Genomic DNA, 19,039 nt, shown 5'->3' with positions numbered 1-19,039 from the left:
CCAACCGCGTCACCTGCCCAAGAAATCGTGTACTGCCTGATTGAAGAGCCGGCCGCGTTCGGCATAGCTCTCGAACTGATCCATCGATGCCGCGGCCGGTGCGAGCAGAACGGTGTCGCCGGCCTGTGCGATCGAGGCAGCCAGCCGCACTGCAGCCGTCATCACCTGTTCAGTGTCGCTGGCGTCGATCTCAAACACGGTCAGGTCGGGGGCGTGTCGCGCGAATGCCTCGCGTACTGCGGCTCGATCAACGCCGATGATGACGGCGCCGCGTAGTCGGCCGACGTGCTTCAGCACGAGCTCGGAGATGTCGACACCCTTGAGCAGCCCCCCAACCAGCCAGACCACCGACTCGTAGGCGGCCAGCGAGGCATCCGCGGCGTGCGGGTTGGTGGCCTTGGAGTCGTCGATCCACTCCACGCCGTCGCCGATCGCGACCGTTTCGATGCGGTGTGCGTCGAGGTGAAAGGTTTCGAGCGCGCGGTGGATGGTCGCCGGCTCAACCCCGAAGGAGCGCGCGAGCGCACTCGCGGCGAGCACGTCGGTAATCACGTGTGGGGCGCCGAGCCCAGCTGCGACCAGGTGCGGAACGGTGGTCAGTTCGAGGGCCCGCTCGAAGCGGTCGTCGAGAAAGGCCCGGTCGCAGACGATGCCGTCGACGATGCCGAGGTCGCTCGGTCCGGGCACGCCGAGGCCGATACCGATGGCGCGGGCGCCCTCCTGCACCTCGGCATCCTGCACCATCGCGAGGGTCGCGGCATCCGCTGTGTTGTACACGCACGCGACGGCGGTATTGAGGTAGACCTTGGCCTTGGCTGCGCGGTAGGCCGCAGCGGAGCCGTGCCAGTCGAGGTGGTCGTCGGCGACGTTGAGGCAGAGGCTGGCCCAGGGACGTAGTGCACCGGGTCCGCTGGGCGGCAGGTGGTGCAGCTGGTAGCTCGATAGTTCGACAACTAGCACGTCCCAGCCCTGTGGGTCGCGAATGGCGTCGAGTACGGGCACGCCGATATTGCCACAGGGGGCCACTCGACTGCCATGCGCGGCGAGCATGGTCGCCGTCAGCTGCACCGTGGTGGTTTTGCCATTAGTGCCGGTGACGAGCATCCACTCGGCCGGGGTCCCGACCTTGTCGCGCAGCCGCCAGGCCAATTCGATGTCGCCCCAGACCGGCACATTGTGCTCGGCCGCCCAGAGTAGTACGGGGTGGTCGGGGTGAAAGCCGGGAGAGACGATGATCAATTCCGGATGCTGCGCTACTAGCTCAGCCGGCACCTCACGCAGGTCAGCCTGCACGAACGGCACCCCGAGCACGGTCAACAGGTCGAAGCGCTCGTCGATACCCGGCGACGCGAGCACGAGCACGTCGGCATCGAGTTCGGCGAGGGTGTCCGCGGCGGAAAAACCGGTCACCCCAAGACCGAGCACGGTGACCCGCAAGGCCCGCCAGTCGGCGTGCCAGCTGACGAGCCCGTTCAGGCGGTCGCCGGAAGCGGGGGTTTCAGGGTTCACTATTGAGACAGCCATTCGAGGTAGAACGAGCCGACACCGGCGGCGACGAGCAGGCCGCCGATGATCCAGAACCGCACAACGACGGTGACTTCGGCCCAGCCCTTGAGTTCAAAATGGTGATGGACCGGGCTCATCAAAAAGATGCGTTTACCGTGGGTGATCTTGAAGTAGGCGCGTTGCACGATGACCGACCCGGCTTCCATCACGAACAGCCCACCGATGAGCACGAGCAGCAGCTCGGTGCGGCTGAGAATGGCGAGGGCAGCCAGCGCCCCACCGAGGGCCAGCGAACCGGTGTCGCCGAGAAAGATCTTGGCCGGGGAGGTATTCCACCAGAGAAATCCGATCAGGCCGCCGACGATGGTCGCCGCGACGATGGCAAGGTCGAACGAGTCGGGTCCGAGGTAGCACTTGTACTGGTCGGCGGCATCCGATCCCCCAAAGCAGCTCTGGTTGGACTGCCAGAACCCGATCACGACGAAGGATCCAATGGCGAAAATGGATGCCCCGGTGGCGAGTCCATCGAGGCCGTCAGCGACGTTCACCCCGTTTGAGGTCGCGGCCACGATTAGGCAGATCCAGAGCAGGAACACGGCGATGCCGAGGAAGGTGCCGAGCTTCATGAAGTCCAGTGGCAGGTCCCGAATGAACGACACACTGGTCGAGGCGGGAGTCTGACCATTACGGTCGACGAATTGCAGCGACAGCACTCCGAACGCGCCGGCGACGATGACCTGCCCCAGCACCTTGGACCAACCGCCGAGGCCGAGGCTGCGCTGATGGCGGGTCTTTAAAAAGTCGTCGAGAAACCCGACCAGTCCGAGGCCGACCATCATGAACAGCACGAGCAGGGGCGAAGGGGTAAACGGTCGTTGCTCGATCAGCATGGCGGTGAAATAGCTGATCAGCACGCCAAGAATAATGATGATGCCACCCATGGTGGCGGTGCCGCGCTTGGCATGATGGCTCTTTGGCCCATCGTCGCGAATGAACTGGCCCCAGCCGAACTTCTTGAACAGCCGAATGAACAGCGGCGTCAGAAACAGGGTGAAGGCGAGCGAAAACGCGCCGGACAATAGCAAGACTCTCACGAGAACAAGTCTCCCAGCCGATCGCCGAGGAACCGCAGACCCGCAGAGTTGGATGACTTGACGAGCACGGTATCGCCCGGATTCACTGAGCTACGCACCAGGTCGAAGGCCTCCTCCGGCGTGTCGACATACGCCGACTCACCGTCCCAGGACCCCTCGTTGATTGTGCTGATGTGCATGCGGCGGGCGGCGAGCCCGACCACGATCAACTGCGAAATATTGAGACGCACGGCGAGCAGACCGATGCGATCGTGCTCCTCACCGGCTAGTTCCCCCAGTTCGGCCATTTCGCCAAGCACGGCGATGGTGCGCTTTCCGGGGGTGCCAATCTGGGCGAGGGTCTTGAGCGCGGCACTCATTGAGTCGGGGCTCGCGTTGTAGGCGTCGTTGATGACGGTGACGTCGTCCTTGCCGCCGAGTACCTCCATGCGCCAGCGTTCAGCCCTGGTCGTGGCCTCGAGCGCGGCGACGATGTCGACCAGCGTGACTCCGAGCACCTCAGCGGCGGCGGCGGCGGCGAGGGCATTCATAACGTGGTGCTCACCGAGCACCCGAAACACGACCTGGGCGCTTTGCCCGTTGGCGAGGTACAGCGTAAAGGTCGTTCCGGTGCGGCCGGAGTGCAGGTCACTCGCGCGCACGTCGACCTGACCATATTCGCCGAAGTACACGATGCGGGCCGGGGTGAGCGCGGCCATCTGCGCGACGCGCGGATCGTCTGCATTGAGCACCGCGACATCCGTTGCAAGCAGGTCGGTGACCATCTCGGATTTGGCACGCACTGTGGCATCGAGGTCACCGAACTCGCCGGCGTGAGCGAGGCCGACACTGAGCACAATTCCTACGTCGGGCCGGGCCAGGCGCACCAGGTGTGCGATGGCGCCCTCGCTGCTGGCGCCCATCTCGATCACGAGAAAACGCGTCTCGGCGGTGACCTCAAGCATGGTCATCGGCGCGCCGACCTGGTTATTGAAGGATCCGCGCGGGGCGACGGTCGGGCCGACCCGTTCGAGCATGCTGCGCAGCAGGTTCTTGGTGGTGGTCTTGCCGTTGGAGCCGGTGACTGCTACAACCTTGAGCGTTCCGGCGGCGCGCACCCGGGCGACCACGACCGCGGCAAGGGCGCCGAGCGCGGCCACGGCGTCGGCGACGACGATCTGGGTGACCGGCAGATCGAGCAGTCGCTCGACGATCAGCACGGCGGCGCCGCGCTCGGCGGCGAGTGGCGCGAACAGGTGACCGTCGGTCACTGCGCCGGGCTTGGCGACGAAAATCGAGCCTCGTTCGATCAGGCGGGAGTCGGTCTGAACCGATCCGCTGACCTGGTCAGCGTCGGCGGCCGGACCGGCCAGGTGCAGCGTACCGTCAACGGCCTCGCTGATCTCGGCCAGGGAGAGGGCGATCATTTATAGCCACCCAGCCGAGCGCAGCGCTTCTCGGGCATCCTCGCGGGCCGAGTAGGGCAGTTTCCTGCCCTGTACCTCGTGGTAGTCCTCATGGCCTGGGCCGGCATACAAAATGGTGTCTCCTTCGTGTGCCAGTGACAACGCCGTGCGGAATGCCGCACGAGGGTTGGCCACCTCGTAGAACTCGCCGTCGGGAACGGCCGCGCGCGCTGCTTCGAGTAAGACAGCACGGATGCTCGCGGCGTCTTCGTAGCGCGGGTGAAAGTCGGTCACGACCACGATATCGCTGCCGCGGGCCGCGATCGCGCCCATATCGGCGCGTTTCGTGGTGTCACGGTCGCCGTCAGCGCCGAACAGCATGATCAGCTTGCCGGGGGTGAATTTGCGCAGGGCCGCGAGGCTATTGAGGAAGGCGTCTGGACTGTGCCCGTAGTCGATGTAGACGAGCGGGCCCCGGTCGCCGGAGATGCACTCGGCCCGGCCGGGAATATAGGCGACGATGCCGCCGTCACGGTCGAGGGTGTGTTGGATGGCCTCGAGGTCGAAGCCGGATTCGACCAGCATCACGATAGCGAGGGCTGCATTCGCCGCCATGTACCAGCCGAGCAAGGGTACCCGGGTGCGCAGGCGCCGGTCGTCCGGACCGTCGAGCACAAAATCGGTGTGGTTGGCGGTTTCACCGACCACGGTCATGTGCCAGTCGGCGTCAATATCCGTGTGGTTGGTGATGGTCGTGACCGGTATGCGGCATTCGTCGGCGATGCGCCGGCCCCAGTCGGTGTCGACGGTGACAACGCCGCGGTGCGAGCGATCGGGCTGGAACAGCTCGAGCTTGGCCTGAAAGTAGTCGTCCATCGCCGCGTAATCGTCGAGGTGGTCGTGGCTGAGGTTCGTGAACGCAGCGACGTCGAAGACCAGCCCGTCGACCCGATAGCGGCTGAGCGCCTGGGCCGACACTTCAATGCCGACCGCGCGCACCTCGGCCTCATTCATGCGGGCGAGCAGGGCGTGCAGTTCGCTCGCCTCCGGGGTGGTCAGCGCACTGGTCACGGCGAGATCGCCGATGCGGCGCTCAGCCGTTGAGGTCAGCCCGGAGACGATGCCCAGCTGGCTCAGGATACCGAAGAGCAGGTAGACCACGCTGGTCTTGCCGTTCGTTCCGGTCACCGCGAACAGGGTCGCTGGGTTGTCGGCGGTGCGGTAGATCCACCCGGAGACAGCACCGAGTGCGGCGCGGGCATCAGGGGTGATGAGCACGGGCAGCCCGCTGTCAGCGGCCAGGAGCGCCCCCGCCTGGTCGGTCAGGATGGCCACGGCGCCGGACTCTGCTGCGGCTGCTGCGAAGGTGGCTCCGTGCAGGTGTGCGCCGGGAACACCGACGTAGAGGTCGCCGGGCTGCACAGTGCGGGAGCTCAGGCTCACCCCGGTGACTTCGAGACCGTCGATGTCTCCACGTAGTTCTAGATCAAATTCGGCAACCAATCCCGACAGCGACCGCGGAACGGGATGCTCGGGACGGAGAGCCGACGGCGCCAATTCAGACACGCTGGGCTCGCTTTCTTACCAGGTGGACGGGAGGTCGGGCGCACTCGCGCCGGAGGGAACCGCCCGGTACTTTTTTAAAACTTGGCTCATGATCTCCTGGAAGACCGGAGCCGGTGCGGCAGATGTGTTCAGTTTAACAGGATCAGCGATGCTGACCGAGACGACATACTGCGGATCGTCGGCCGGAGCGAACCCGGAAACCGAAACGAGGTATCCGTTGGAATATCCACCGTGCCCGTCGGGCATCTGGGCGGTGCCGGTCTTGGCTGCGACGCGATAGCCCGGAATGTTCCACTTAGCGTTCACCCAGCTCTTCTGGTACACCATCTCGAGCACGTCACTCGTGTCGTTCGCCGCGCTTTCGGAGAGCACCCGGGTACCCGTAGTATCGGGCACGTCGGTCAGTGTGCCGTCGGCCTGACGGCAGCCCTCCACCAGCTGCACCGGCATACGCACGCCGTCGTTAGCGATGGTCTGGTAGATGCTGGCGATCTGCAGGGCAGTCGTGGTCAGGCCTTGGCCGAACATGGTCGCGTAGCTGGTCTGGTTGTCCCATTCGTCGGCGGGGTGCAGAATGCCGCCGTCTTCGCGCGGGAATCCGGTCTCGGTAGCGGTGCCCAATCCGAAGGCCTTCATATAGTCGTAGCGCTGCTGATCGGTGAGCATCTCGCCGAACTTGGACATGCCGGTGTTGCTCGAGTCGATCAGCACGCCGGTGAGGGTCATGTTCTGGTCCGGGTGCGAGTGGCTGTCATTGATGTTGGCACCGTTGGACGGCAGGTAGCGGTATGGCGCGACGACGCCGGTGTCGAGTGTGGCAACGCCGGCATCGAGAACGGATGCCGCGGTGAGCGCTTTGAAGGTCGACCCCGGTTCGAAGGACTGGGTGAATGCCCTGGAACCGCGATCGTCGGGGTTTTCGGTACCGCCGACATTGTTCGGGTCGACCGAGGGGTAGTCGGCGACGGCGAGCAGCTTACCGGTCTTGGCGTCCTGCACGACCGCGTTGGCCCAGGCGGCCCCGGTCTCCTGTGCCCGAGCGGCGAGGGTCTGCTGCACGAACCACTGCAGATCGGAATCGATGGTGGTGACGACGTCGCCACCATCAACGGCCTCGGTGCCCGTGACGCTGCTGCCAGGGATGCGCACGCCGTCGGCGCCCTTCTCGTAGGTTTCCGAGCCATCGGTCGAGGCCAGGCAGGCATCCTGCCCGGATTCGAGTCCGGCCTGTGGCACACCCTCCCCCGACAGAAATCCGAGTAGATTGCCGGCGACTGCTCCGTTCGGGTACACCCGGCTCGGGCTGTTCTCGGAGTACGTCCACGGAATGTGCAGCTCTTGCACGGCGCGCAGCACGTCGACGTCGACCTTCTGGGCGATGTAGGCGAAATTGGCCTTGGAGTTGGCCTCGAGGGCGGTGGAAATGGTCAGCAGAATGGCGTCACCGGTTTGACCGGTGGCAGCACCGATTTCGGCGGCCGCATCGGCCACCGACAATTCGACTTTTTTTCCGTCGACCGTGCGCTTGAAAGGGGTGGCGTTGACCGGCGACATGGTGATGTTGTAGCGCATGACCGTTCCGGCAAGCACCACACCGTTCCCGTCGACAATCTCGCCGCGCGAGCCGTAGATCACCTGGCCGACCGAACGGTTTCCCACGGAGTCCTTGGTGAGCGAATCGGCCTGCACCACCTGAATGTCGACCAGTCGCACCACGAAGACAGCGATGATGACGAACAGCACGACGATGGTGAAAAAGGTGCGTCGACGACTGGACCGGGTGTTGGTCGGGTTGGTTCGGGCACTGCTGCTGCGCACGCTCATCTGCCCATCATGGTCGACACGGAGAAACTATCGGGTAGTGGGCGCCGCGAGTCCTGCAGGAACTACCGGAGCACTCGTGATCGCGACGGTGCCCGCCGCCGCGTGGTCGGGCAGTTGCGACAGCAGTGTGCTGCCGGTCAGCAGGGCGTTCGGAACGAGGCTGGCCGCCCCGGCCTGCGAACCCGACGCCGATGCCGGAGCGCCCAAAACAGCGCCGTCGGACAGGCGCAGGTAAACGGGGTTGGAGTTGCTGACCATGCCTAGTCCCTCTGCGTTGGCGGCGAGGCTTTGCGGCGACGAGACCCGCGCGAGGTCTTCGCTCACGCCCGCCGCCGTGCGGCCGAGTTCGGACTGGCTCGACTGCAGACTGGAGATCTCGTAGGCGCCCTGGGAGATGCCCACGCTCAGGAGAAGCTGGGCGACGATGATTGCGGCCATTCCGGCCACAGCGGTGAGGGCATAGAAGATGCGCGGGCGGGTACGGCGGCTCGGGCTCGACGAGACGATACGAAAGGGGCGACGCCCCGGTGCCTCGAACTCTTCGCGTTCGACCGCAAACGATACGCGTGCCAGGTTGTCGCTCATGCGGCGGCCCTTCTCAGTCGTTCAGCAGCGCGCAGCCGAACCGGCGTCGCGCGGGGGTTGATGGCCTTCTCCTCGTCGGATGCCAGTTCGGCTCCGCGCAGCAGCAGGGTGAAGAGCGGTTTGTGTTCGGGGAGTTCCACCGGCAGGCCGGCGGGGGCAGTTGAACCGGATGCCGCGGCGAGGGCCTGTTTGACGATACGGTCTTCGAGCGACTGGTACGCCATGACGACGATGCGCCCACCGACCTGCACGCGCTCAAGCGCGGCGGGAATGGCCCGCTCGAGCACGGCGAGCTCCTGGTTGACCTCGATGCGGAGCGCCTGGAAGACCCGTTTGGCCGGGTGGCCCTGCCGCTGAACGGCGACCGGAGTCGCCTTCGTGATCACGTCGACGAGCTGTGCCGACCGCACGAAGGGAGTCGTTTGGCGAGCTTCGACGATGGCCTTGGCGTAGCGAGCGGACAGTTTCTCTTCGCCGTAGTCCTGAAAGATACGCTTGAGATCGCGTTCGCTGTAATCGGCGAGGATGCTCTCAGCGGTCAGGCCGGCGGTGCCATCCATGCGCATGTCGAGCGGGGCATCCTTTGAGTAGGAAAAGCCGCGTTCGACCCGGTCGATCTGCAGGCTGGACACACCAAGGTCGAACAAGACGCCGGCGACCTCGGTGATGCCGAGGCCGTCGAGGGCTTCGCCGATGCCGTCATAGACGGTGTGCACGAGGTGTACCCGATCGCCGAATCCCTTGAGGCGTTCCTCGGCGATGGCGAGGGCCTCGGTGTCGCGGTCTAGGCCGACGAGCGTGAGCCCCGGAAAGCGGGACAGGATCGCTTCGGCGTGACCGCCCATTCCCAGCGTCGCGTCAACGAGCACTGCTCCGGGTTGTTCAAGCGCGGGGGCGAGTAGCTCGACACAGCGTTCGAGCAGTACCGGGGTGTGAATTTCGTTGCTGGCCATAATGCCGGGAAAGTCCGTGAGGCCAGATTCCCCTCCATTTCGTCCTGGCACCGGGGAAGTGTGTCAGGGCTAAAACGGCGAGGAGTCAGGCGCCAAGGGCTAGAAGAGTCCCGGAATCACCTCCTCCGTCGTGTTGGCGTACGAGGTTTCCTGCTCGGCGAGGTACGTGGCCCACGCTTCGCTGTCCCAAATCTCGACTCGGCTGCCAGCACCGATGACGGTCAGTTCCCGGTCAAGCCCCGCATAGCTGCGGAGATTGCCGGGGATGGTGACGCGGTTTTGTTTGTCCGGCGTTTCAGAACTCGCTCCGGACAGGAATACCCGGAGGTAGTCACGAGCTTGTTTGCTCGTGACCGGCGCCTGGCGGATCTTGTCGTGGAGCGTTTCGAATTCGCGGGTGCTGAACACGTAGATGCAGTGTTCCTGCCCCCGCGTCATCACCACGCCGGTAGAAAGTTCCTCCCGAAATTTCGCGGGAAGAATTATTCGACCCTTCTCGTCGAGCCGGGGAGCGTACGTGCCAAGGAACACGCGGACCCCTTTCTTCCGGCCAGATTCAGGTCTACCTCCACTTTACTCCACCTTCAACCACTTATCGAAGAATTTTGACCTGTTTCAGAATTTTTTCGACAAAATGCCATGAATTCATTGGCAACTCATGGTGGAGGAAAAGAGAGCTTATTCGTTCAAAACGGATGCCTCTTGGCGATTTTTGGGCACAAAAAAAGGGCCGATCGGGTGATCGGCCCTTTGGGGCTGCAATTTCTTTAGTTTGGGAGCCCTGTGGAGGGACGCTGCGCTTGCTGGCTCTTCGTGTTACTGGCTCTTCGTGTTACTGGGCGTTCGTGTTACTGGCCATCCTGACGGCGGTCCCAACGGTCGTTCAGACGATCCATCAGCCCCTGGTCTGACTTAGCCTGCTCCGGTCGGCGCCCGGGTGCAGACGGCCCGGGAAGACCACGGATGGCCTTGCCGGGCGAGACGGCGATGAGAACGCCACCGAACATCACAATGAAGCCGAGAATGCCGAGCCAGAGCCACGCCAGTGCAACACCCGCGATGAGGGCGACAATGCCCGCGACGGCGAGCAGCACACCGACGGCGATGGAACGATAGTTTGGGCGAAGTCGCGACACTCCGACGCTGGCGACAAAGTCGGCATCGTTGTGATAGAGGCTGCGCTCCATCTCTTCAAGGAGTCGCTGCTCCTGTTCCGAAAGCGGCATCTCATTCCCTTCCAGTTGCGGGATCGAGCGGGTGGTTTAAAATTTGAACTGCACAATTCGAACTGCAAAATTCGAACTGGGTAAGGTCGAACTCCTCAATTCTAACCCCGCCATGGCGGCTAGGCTATACGGGTGCCTGAAAGCAAACGCCTGGTCGACTTGGTTCAATCTCGCATCGACGAGTTTCTCATGTCCCGCGATTCAATTGTGACCCTGATCGGCTCGGATCTGACGCCTCTGATGGACTTCTCACGGCAGTTTCTCAGCGGTGGAAAACGGTTTCGAGCCCAGTTCTGTTACTGGGGCGCGCAGAGCGTCCTAGCGGCAGACACTGGCCCACATGCGGCCCAGTTAGAGGCGAAAACACCGGCGGACGTAGGCTGTGGGCGAGGCGCGGCATCCACTGCCCCAGCACGGTTGGAGGCGGTCGTCTCAGCGGCCAGCGCCCTTGAAATTTTTCATGCCGCCGCGCTCGTGCACGACGACATCATCGACAACTCGGACACCCGACGCGGGGCACCGAGTGCCCACAAGTTGTTCGAAAGTTTGCACGAGAATGAGGGCTGGTCCGGCGGTCCTGTCACGTTCGGACGGGCGTCGGCGATGCTGCTCGGCGACCTGCTGCTCGGCTGGAGTGACGAGCTTCTCGACGAAGGACTCGATGCGGTCGCCGACCGACCTTCAGCCCGACGCGCTCGGCTCGAGTTCAACCACATGCGCACCGAGGTCACGGCCGGGCAATACCTCGACATTCTCGAGGAACGGGCCTGGCTGGCACACCCCGAATCGCAACTGCTCGACCGTGCGCTGCGAGTGATCGTCTACAAATCGGCCAAGTACAGTGTGCAGGCTCCGCTCGTGATCGGGGCCGCGCTGGCCGGAGCGTCGGCTGACCAGCTCAGTTCATTGCGGGCTTTCGGCCTGCCGCTCGGCATGGCCTATCAGTTGCGCGACGACCTGCTCGGGGTGTTCGGTGATGCCGCGGTCACCGGAAAACCGAGCGGGGACGACCTGACCGAGGGCAAGCGCACCGTGCTGATTGCGCTGGCTCGGGAGCGGCTGGACGACCGGGACAGAGTGATACTAGACGCGCAGCTCGGCGACCCCACGCTCGATCAGGGCCAGATTCGCGCCCTTCAGGAGCTCATCACGGCCAGTGGCGCGGTCGAACGGGTCGAAGCTTTGATTACCGCCAAGGTCGCCGAAGCGCTGACCGCGCTGGAAACCGCACCGATCGCCGGAGCCACCCGGCAGACCCTGCTCGATCTGACCGACCGCGTGACGCGCCGGGCGTACTGACCGGCGCAGCCAATGTGATTGGCGCATCCGTTTTTATCGCCAGGCTCGTGCTGAACGGCACGTCGTACTGCGCCGTGCGCTGCTCGCCGGCGGACGTGATTGAAAGCGGTTAGGCCAGCGCCTGGGCGACGCGCCGCACCTCGGCCTTGCGGCCGGCGCGGAGGGCTTCGATCGGCGCCACACCGAGACTGTCGTCGACCTCGAGCAGCCAGGTCATTGCCTGCATGTCGGTGAAGCCGTCATCGGCCAGCACAAACAGCGTGCCGCGCAGTTCTGGAACGGGAGCTCCATCACGCAGAAACAGGGAGGGTACCGACACGACGTTGTCCCGCCGGATAGCCAGCAGGTACTTGTCGTCGATCAGGTGCCGCACGCGGCTCTGGCTCATTCCGAGGAGGTTGACAAGGGCAGGAATAGTAAGCCACTCGGGCTCTGAAGACAGATCACTCACGTTGGTAGTTTCCCATGATTTTGGGGCCGGCACAAAACCTTGCACAGCTTTTTATCGTGATCAGTGCCAATTCGCTGCTCCGTGTCAATTGACTCCTCCTCATATTTATGAAAACCTCAGAGAGAGATTGCTGCACAGCAGCCAGTGCTGTGAACTCGATGTCCACACCGAGCGTGATGTACACAATGAAATGGAGCACCATGTCGACCAGGGTGACAGTACACACGAGGACCGAACAGATCAAGACGGATGCGGCGGCGCTGGCCGCACCGCGGGCCACCGTTTCGCAGGCTGGTGCTGCACACGCCGGTATTCAACTAGGCGGTATTGAACTGGGCGGTACTGAGGTAAGCGGTACCGAGGTGAGCGGCGCCAATCGTGCCAGCACGGCTGTGGCCGGCGGCACAAAGCGGCGGGTGAAGAAGGCCGCAGACCTGCGGTCCCGCCAGGCCCTGCTCACGGTGCCGCTTGTGCTGGTCAGCACCCTGGCCATCAGCCTCAACATCGCAGCTCCCGTCGAAGCCCAGGCCCTCGCCAAGAAGCCGCTGAAAGCGAAGCTCGCCCAGTCCACACCGGTTCTCGCCGTAGTTCCCACGTCGGTCGCTGCCACCGTGCAGATCGCACCGGAGCAGTACTCCGTCGTTGACGGCGACACCGTTAGTGGTATCGCCGGCCGGTTCGGTCTGGCGACGGCGGCCGTGCTGGCGCTGAACGGTCTCGATTCCCAGAGCCTGATCTTCCCCGGCCAAATCTTGACCCTGGCCGAGGCGGCAGCGCCGGCCGGTTCCGTTTCAACGGCATCGACGAATTATGTCGTGCAGAGCGGCGACACGATCAGCGGCATTGCGGCCGCACATGGGCTGAAGACCGCCGACCTGCTCGGAGCCAATGGCCTCGGCGGCAGTAGCGTGATCTACCCCGGCCAGGTCGTACTATTGGCCGCTGCTGGCTCGATGGAGGCCGCCGTGTACGTCGCGCCGGAGGTCGCGGCTTCCGCAGCCACCCACACGATTGCCTCGGGTGAGACCATTACCACGGTCGCTGATGAGGCCGGTGTGAGCGTGCAGGCCGTGCTCGACGCCAACGGGCTCGGCTGGTCGAGCATCATCTACCCCGGGCAGGTTCTGACGCTGCCCGTGACGGTCGTCCCGGCGGCCTCTATCACCCGCGCTACCGCGGGCGTCGTCACGCCGATGACCGACGAAATGCGCCAGAACGCCCGCACCATCGTGGCGACGGGGCGCGGCGCGGGTGTGAACGATGCCGGTCTGGTGATCGCGCTGGCCGCCGCCGCCCAGGAGTCGGGGCTGCGTAATGTCCACTATGGCGACCGGGATTCCCTCGGGCTGTTCCAACAGCGCCCAAGCGCCGGCTGGGGCACCCCCGAGCAGGTCATGGACCCGGTGCGGGCCAGCCTCGCCTTCTTCGGCGGCGCCGGAAACCCAAACCCCGGCATCACCCGCGGTCTGCTCGACATCGCCGGCTGGGAATCCATGACCGTCACCCAGGCCGCCCAATCGGTACAGATTTCGGCCTACCCCGACTACTACGCAAAGTGGGGAACATCGGCGCAAGCCTGGCTCGTCGAAATCGGTTAACCGAATTCAGCGCACCGACCGGGTGTCTCCCCGGCGAACCCTGCGCGCCGCGCGCCGCGGGCGCCACCCTATTACCTAGAATCAAGGAGTGAGCGTTCCCTCGACCGACCCGATGATTGGCCGTCTTATCGACGGCCGGTATCAGGTGCGCTCGCGGATCGCGCGCGGCGGCATGGCCACGGTCTATCTGGCCACCGATCTGAGGCTGGAGCGTCGCGTCGCGATCAAGATCATGCACGGTCATTTGGCCGACGACAGCGCCTTCAAGATCCGCTTCATTCAAGAAGCCCGGTCGGCCGCCCGGCTCGCGCACCCGAACGTCGTCAACGTCTTCGACCAGGGCCAGGACGCCGATATGGCCTACCTGGTCATGGAATACCTACCCGGCATCACCCTGCGCGACCTGCTCAAGGATTACGGCCGGCTCACCCCCGAGCAGACCCTCGACATTCTCGAAGCCGTGCTCAGCGGGCTCGCCGCCGCCCACAAGGCCGGCATCGTGCACCGCGACGTCAAGCCCGAGAATGTATTGCTGGCCGATGACGGCCGCATCAAGATCAGCGACTTCGGTCTGGCTCGCGCCGTCAACAACAACACGGCCACCGGTCAGGCCTTGCTCGGCACCATCGCTTATCTCTCCCCCGAACTCGTCACTCGCGGTGTCGCTGATGCCCGCAGCGACATCTACGCCCTCGGCATCATGACGTTCGAGATGCTGACCGGTGAGCAGCCCTATGTGGGCGAAGCCCCGATGCAGATCGCCTATCAGCATGCCAACGACACCGTGCCGGTACCGAGCAGCAAGGTCGACTCCATCCCCCGCGAACTCGATGAGCTCGTGCTCTGGGCCACCGCTCGCGACCCAGAGGACCGTCCCCGAGACGCCAGGGTCATGCTCGACCAACTGCACGACGTCAGCGCACTGGTGCGTGGCGGTACCCAGGAGCTGGCCCTGCAATCGACCATGGTGCTGCCCTCGAGCCGACGTACCGGCGCCAACGCCATAGCGGATGCCGAAACCCAGGTTTTCGGCGCCAAACTCGCTACCACCAACCCGCCCGCCGCGACCCTGCTCGGTATTCACCCGGTTGGTACCGGTCCGGTGGGGCCGCCCGACAGCGGCGAGCTACTGGGCAAGAAGGCCGACAAGCGCAAGCGCCGCGGATTCTGGCTGTTCGCCCTCGTCATTCTCATCGCTGCGACTCTCGGCGGCACCGGCTGGTACTTCGGCTCCGGCCCGGGCTCCGACGTGATGCTGCCCGATTTTGCGTCGGCCTCTCCCGAAGCAGCTTCGGCTAAATTGAGTGAACTCGGCCTCCAACCCGAGCTCGGTGGCGCCTTCAGCGCCACCGTCGCCGAGGGGATCGTCATCGGCACAGATCCGCATGCCGGCAGCCGCGTTCCCCAGGACAGCCCGGTCACGATCATCGTCTCCCAGGGACTGCAACCGATCACGCTGCCCACGCTGGCGGGCTTGACGCAGGAGGCGGCATCCACTCTGATCACCGACTTGAACGCCGCCGTCGGCAGCATCGACCCGATCTTCAATGGCGACGTGCCCGAGGGCACCGTAATGGCCGCGAGCAAGGAAACCGACGGTGCCGATCTCTCAGCCGGTGGCGAGTATTTCGAGGGCCTGACCGTGAACCTCGTCGTGTCACTCGGCGCCATTCCGAACGTCGACGGCAAGACCGTGGCCGAAGCCACCGACATTCTGGTGGGGAAAAACCTGCTCGCGATCTCCGGAGAGCAGACCTACAACGACACGGTGCAGGAGGGCGACGTCATCACGGCGCAGGTTCCCGAGGGCACGATTCGCGAGGGCGCCACGCTGGTCCTTGTCATCTCCCGTGGCCCAGAGCCGATCATAATGCCCGATGTCGTCACCGGCCAAACAGTTGCCGACGCCCGCGCCCAACTGGAGGCTCTCGGGTTCGAAGTCTCCTCGAATGTTCCGACGTTCCTCGAACGTGCGGTGGTTGCTAGCGCTCAAGTTCCCGAACCCGGGACAGCGTGGAAGAAGGGTTCACCGGCCTCCGTCAACTTCGGCTGACCGCATTTCGTGAGCGACGAAGCTGTTCGCGTGCCGACGTAGGTTCTTTCGACAACGCGGGTCGCCTCCGGAACGCGACTGGCGGCATCCGCTTGCCGGGCCCGACGTTCAAACGCGGCCCCACCTTACGGAAAGCGAGCCCATGATCCATCACGGGCCCGCTTTTCGGGCCCGGGTTCGGTGCAAAAAAGGGGCTAGCGAGCGGCCAGCTCCTCAGCCACCAGGAAGGCCAGCTCGAGGGACTGCATGTGGTTCAGGCGCGGGTCACAGAGCGACTCGTAGCGGGTCGCCAGGGCGGCCTCGTCGATGTGCTCCGAGCCGCCGAGGCACTCGGTGACGTCGTCTCCGGTGAGTTCGACGTGGATTCCACCGGGGTGAGTTCCGACGGCGCGGTGCGCCTCGAAAAAGCCCTTGACCTCGTCGACGACATCGTCAAACCGTCGCGTCTTGTAGCCGGTCGGCGTGGTGACACCGTTGCCGTGCATCGGGTCGGTCACCCACAGCGGCGTCGCTTCGCTGGCCTTGATGGCCTCGAGCAGCGGCGGCAGAGCATCCCGCACCTTGCCGGCACCCATGCGGGTGATGAAGGTGAGGCGGCCCGGCTCCCGGTTCGGATCGAGCTTGTCGACCAGACGCAGCATGTCGTCGGCCGACGTTGTCGGGCCGAGCTTGACGCCGATCGGGTTGCGCACCCGCGACAAAAAGTCCACGTGTGCACCGTCGAGGTCGCGGGTGCGTTCCCCGATCCAGATGAAGTGGGCCGAGGTGTTGTACGGCGTGCCGGTGCGGGAGTCGATGCGCGTCATCGGGCGCTCGTAGTCCATCAGCAGGCCCTCGTGGCTGGTGTAGAACTCGGTGCGGCGCATGGCCTCGAAGTCGGCGCCACAGGCGATCATGAACTTGATCGCGCGGTCGATCTCCTTGGCTACCTTCTCGTACTGCTGGTTGGCCGGGTTGGCGGCGAAGCCCTGATTCCAGCTGTGCACCTGGCGCAGGTCGGCGAAGCCACCCTGCGTGAACGCACGAATGAGATTGAGGGTCGACGCCGACGTGTGGTACGCCTTGACGAGCCGATCGGGGTCGGCCTCGCGTGACTCGGGCGTGAACGGGTAGCCGTTGACGATATCACCGCGGTAGGCGGGCAGGGTCACGTCACCGCGGGTTTCGAAGTCGCTCGAGCGAGGCTTGGCGAACTGGCCGGCCATCCGCCCCATCTTGATCACCGGCATCGACGCACCGTAGGTGAGTACGACGGCCATCTGCAGCACGGTCTTCACCCGATTGCGGATCTGATCGGCCGTGGCACCGCTGAACGTCTCGGCGCAGTCGCCACCCTGCAGCAAAAATCCCTGACCGCCGGCGGCCTGCGCGAGCCGATCACGCAAAATGTCGACCTCACCGGCGAACACCAGCGGCGGTTGCGTCGCCAATTCGGCGGACGCCGCGGCCACCTTGTCGGCGTCCGGCCAGGTCGGCTGCTGCTTGATCGATAGGGTGCGCCAGTGGTCGAGACCCGTGATGACAGAGGCTTCTGCGGCAACAATGGGCTCGGTGGGGTCTACCACGGGATAGTTCCTGTTTTCTCTGCTGGACCGGTAACGCGCGCCGGCTACGAAATGGATGGGGTGCTGCAACGCGCACGGCGCAAACAGCAATTCTGGCAGCTTATCGCGAAAGGCTGGCCCGCTTCTCTTTGACCGAGGACGCGTAGACGTCTACGTACTCCTGTGTGCTCAGCTGTCGCAGCTCGTACATGAGCTCATCGGTGACGCTGCGCAGCACAAACCGATCGCCTTCCATGCCCTCAAACCGGGAAAAATCGAGCGGTTTACCGATCACGATTCCAATTCGGCGAACCCGGGGAATGCGAGTTCCGGTCGGCATGGCCTTCTCGGTGTCGATCATGGCAACCGGAATGACCGGCACGCCAGACTCAAGCACCATGCGTGCCACACCGGTACGCCCACGATATAGGCGGGCATCCGGGCTGCGGGTGCCCTCTGGGTAGATGCCGAGAATTCGGCCATCCCGCAGAACGCGCAAGCCGGTATTGAGTGAATCTTCGGAGGCCTTGCCGCCGGAGCGGTCGATCGGCAGCTGTCCGGCTGCGGTCAGAAATTGCCGCGTTGCCCAGCCCTTGAGCCCCTTGCCGGTGAAATAATCGCTTTTGGCCAGGAATGCCACGCGGCGCGGCACGACGAGCGGCAGAAAAACCGAGTCGATGAACGACAAGTGGTTGCTGGCCAGAATGACCGGGCCGGTCTTCGGAATGTGCTCCAGACCGATGATCCAGGGCCGAAACAGCGAGAGCAGCAGTGGGCCGATGACGATGTTCTTCATGAACCAATAGAACATTCGCACTCCTTTATCCTGCTGTGAAAGCTTAGTCCGCCTACGCTATCCAAGCGGATGCCGCGCGCGGCCGGACCAGACTGGTCGCCGCCGCGGCCTCCCGCACCACCCCGCCAAGCCCGCTGAGCGCCCGCTTAGCGCACCGCGTGCAGCCGAGCGAGGTCTGCCGCACCGACCACACCGGCGTCGTTGACGAGCTGGGCGATGGCGAACTCAGCTTCAGGGTGATACCCGCGGGCTGGAAGGTGGGCGAGGTAGGCCGCCCGGATCGGCTCGAGCAACAGTTCGCCGGCGGCGGCGACTCCCCCGCCGAACACGAAGACCTGCGGGTCGAGTACAGCGCCCAGGCTCGCGCAGCCTTGCCCGAGCGCACTGCCGAGCTGACGCAGAGCGGCGAGGGCTCCGCCGTCACCGTCCTGAATCAGCAGTCCGACCTCTTTGCCGGTGAGTTTACCGCACCGCTCGCGGACAGCGGCCAGACCGAGGCCAATGCCGCCGGCATCCGCAAAATCATTGGCGATGCGCAGCAGTGCCCGGCCGGAACCGTACTGCTCGAGGCAGCCGTGGGCACCGCAGCCACAGGCCAGACCGTCGGGGACGACACGCAGATGGCCGAGTTCAGCGCCGGCGCCGAATCCACCGCGAAAAAGTGCGTTGTTGATCACGATCGCGCCGCCCACCCCAGTACCGATGGTGAGGGTGACCATATCGGTGTACGCGCGTCCGGCGCCGAAGCGAAATTCAGCCCAGCCGGCGGCATTGGCGTCGTTCTCGATGATGATGGGCAGGTCGAGGCGCGCCTCGAGCTTGTCGCGGAACGGCTCGTTACGCCAGCTGATGTTCGGCGCGTAGTACACAGTCGACTGGGCGGAGTCGATGAACCCGGCGGCGGCGACCCCCGCGGCGACGACATCTTCGCCCACGGAGAGGCCCAAAATCATGGCGACGACGACATCTTCGATTTCCCGCGGGTTTCCCGGGGAAGTCGGCTGCCGATCAGAGCGAATGATGGTGCCCGCCTCGTCAACGAGGGCGCCGGCAATCTTGGTGCCCCCGATATCGATACCAATTGCGTGCACGGGGCACCTTTCGTTGCGGGCGATCGAGAAGTAGTGTGGCGGCACCGGGTGGCCGGGCATGGCACGCT

The 19,039-nt window shown here is 64.5% G+C and carries 16 protein-coding genes; 3 read left to right on the top strand and 13 right to left on the bottom strand.

The genetic code is table 11. The annotated features are described in order from the left end of the window. Positions 1-9: 9 nt before the first annotated feature. The 9 genes from murD to CXY73_RS19395 form a co-directional block, all read right to left on the bottom strand. Entirely contained in the window at positions 10-1,509 is a 1,500-nt protein-coding gene (gene murD / locus CXY73_RS19435; protein WP_233198480.1) for a UDP-N-acetylmuramoyl-L-alanine--D-glutamate ligase, read from the bottom strand. Next, a complete protein-coding gene (gene mraY, locus CXY73_RS19430; protein ID WP_104139129.1) occupies positions 1,509-2,600 on the bottom strand; it encodes a phospho-N-acetylmuramoyl-pentapeptide-transferase in 1,092 nt (363 codons plus the stop codon). Before mraY ends, murD begins: the two co-directional genes overlap by 1 nt. Beyond that, on the bottom strand, positions 2,597-4,006 hold the full coding sequence (murF, locus tag CXY73_RS19425; protein WP_104139126.1) for a UDP-N-acetylmuramoyl-tripeptide--D-alanyl-D-alanine ligase: 1,410 nt from the start codon (positions 4,004-4,006) through the stop codon (positions 2,597-2,599). Before murF ends, mraY begins: the two co-directional genes overlap by 4 nt. Then, positions 4,007-5,551 carry a Mur ligase family protein gene (locus CXY73_RS19420; RefSeq protein ID WP_104178653.1) on the bottom strand — a complete coding sequence of 515 codons (1,545 nt, stop codon included), beginning with the start codon at positions 5,549-5,551 and terminating at the stop codon, positions 4,007-4,009. Between the two features lie 15 nt (positions 5,552-5,566). Then, on the bottom strand, positions 5,567-7,375 hold the full coding sequence (locus CXY73_RS19415) for a penicillin-binding protein 2 (RefSeq protein ID WP_104178652.1): 1,809 nt from the start codon (positions 7,373-7,375) through the stop codon (positions 5,567-5,569). Positions 7,376-7,402: 27 nt separating this feature from the next. Further along, positions 7,403-7,960, bottom strand: coding sequence for a hypothetical protein (locus CXY73_RS19410; RefSeq protein ID WP_104139116.1), 558 nt, complete (start codon positions 7,958-7,960; stop codon positions 7,403-7,405). After that, complete coding sequence (gene rsmH, locus CXY73_RS19405) at positions 7,957-8,913, bottom strand: 16S rRNA (cytosine(1402)-N(4))-methyltransferase RsmH (RefSeq protein ID WP_104178651.1); 957 nt, start codon at positions 8,911-8,913, stop codon at positions 7,957-7,959. The genes CXY73_RS19410 and rsmH overlap by 4 nt, the downstream gene beginning before the upstream one ends. A 99-nt stretch (positions 8,914-9,012) precedes the next feature. Further along, positions 9,013-9,444 carry a division/cell wall cluster transcriptional repressor MraZ gene (mraZ, locus tag CXY73_RS19400; RefSeq protein ID WP_092339873.1) on the bottom strand — a complete coding sequence of 144 codons (432 nt, stop codon included), beginning with the start codon at positions 9,442-9,444 and terminating at the stop codon, positions 9,013-9,015. A 317-nt stretch (positions 9,445-9,761) separates the two neighbouring features. Further along, complete coding sequence (locus tag CXY73_RS19395) at positions 9,762-10,139, bottom strand: DUF3040 domain-containing protein (protein ID WP_104178650.1); 378 nt, start codon at positions 10,137-10,139, stop codon at positions 9,762-9,764. A gap of 132 nt (positions 10,140-10,271) precedes the next feature. Between CXY73_RS19395 and CXY73_RS19390 the strand changes: the two genes are divergently transcribed. Continuing rightward, the gene (locus CXY73_RS19390) at positions 10,272-11,438 is read left to right on the top strand and encodes a polyprenyl synthetase family protein (protein WP_104178649.1); all 1,167 of its coding nucleotides are present in this window, start codon (positions 10,272-10,274) and stop codon (positions 11,436-11,438) included. A 109-nt stretch (positions 11,439-11,547) separates the two neighbouring features. Here CXY73_RS19390 and CXY73_RS19385 read toward each other — a convergent pair whose 3' ends face one another. Beyond that, a complete protein-coding gene (locus tag CXY73_RS19385) occupies positions 11,548-11,889 on the bottom strand; it encodes an Rv2175c family DNA-binding protein (protein ID WP_092450557.1) in 342 nt (113 codons plus the stop codon). Positions 11,890-12,047: 158 nt separating this feature from the next. Here CXY73_RS19385 and CXY73_RS19375 point away from each other — a divergent pair, with 158 nt between their 5' ends. Next, the gene (locus CXY73_RS19375; RefSeq protein ID WP_233198479.1) at positions 12,048-13,487 is read left to right on the top strand and encodes a LysM peptidoglycan-binding domain-containing protein; all 1,440 of its coding nucleotides are present in this window, start codon (positions 12,048-12,050) and stop codon (positions 13,485-13,487) included. A 112-nt stretch (positions 13,488-13,599) separates the two neighbouring features. Then, positions 13,600-15,540, top strand: coding sequence for a Stk1 family PASTA domain-containing Ser/Thr kinase (pknB, locus tag CXY73_RS19370; protein ID WP_199185437.1), 1,941 nt, complete (start codon positions 13,600-13,602; stop codon positions 15,538-15,540). Positions 15,541-15,734: 194 nt separating this feature from the next. On the opposite strand, the gene CXY73_RS19365 is transcribed toward pknB, so the two are convergent. From CXY73_RS19365 to CXY73_RS19355, 3 genes are all read right to left on the bottom strand, one after another. Next, a complete protein-coding gene (locus CXY73_RS19365) occupies positions 15,735-17,105 on the bottom strand; it encodes a class II 3-deoxy-7-phosphoheptulonate synthase (RefSeq protein ID WP_104139097.1) in 1,371 nt (456 codons plus the stop codon). Positions 17,106-17,205: 100 nt separating this feature from the next. Then, entirely contained in the window at positions 17,206-17,895 is a 690-nt protein-coding gene (locus CXY73_RS19360; RefSeq protein WP_104139095.1) for a 1-acyl-sn-glycerol-3-phosphate acyltransferase, read from the bottom strand. 131 nt (positions 17,896-18,026) lie between these two features. Further along, entirely contained in the window at positions 18,027-18,971 is a 945-nt protein-coding gene (locus CXY73_RS19355) for an ROK family glucokinase (RefSeq protein ID WP_104139092.1), read from the bottom strand. Positions 18,972-19,039: the final 68 nt, after the last annotated feature.

The organism is Cryobacterium sp. Y50 (genome assembly GCF_002929805.1).
Taxonomy (GTDB): Bacteria; Actinomycetota; Actinomycetes; order Actinomycetales; family Microbacteriaceae; genus Cryobacterium.
This window is presented reverse-complemented; position numbering and strand designations above follow the sequence as displayed.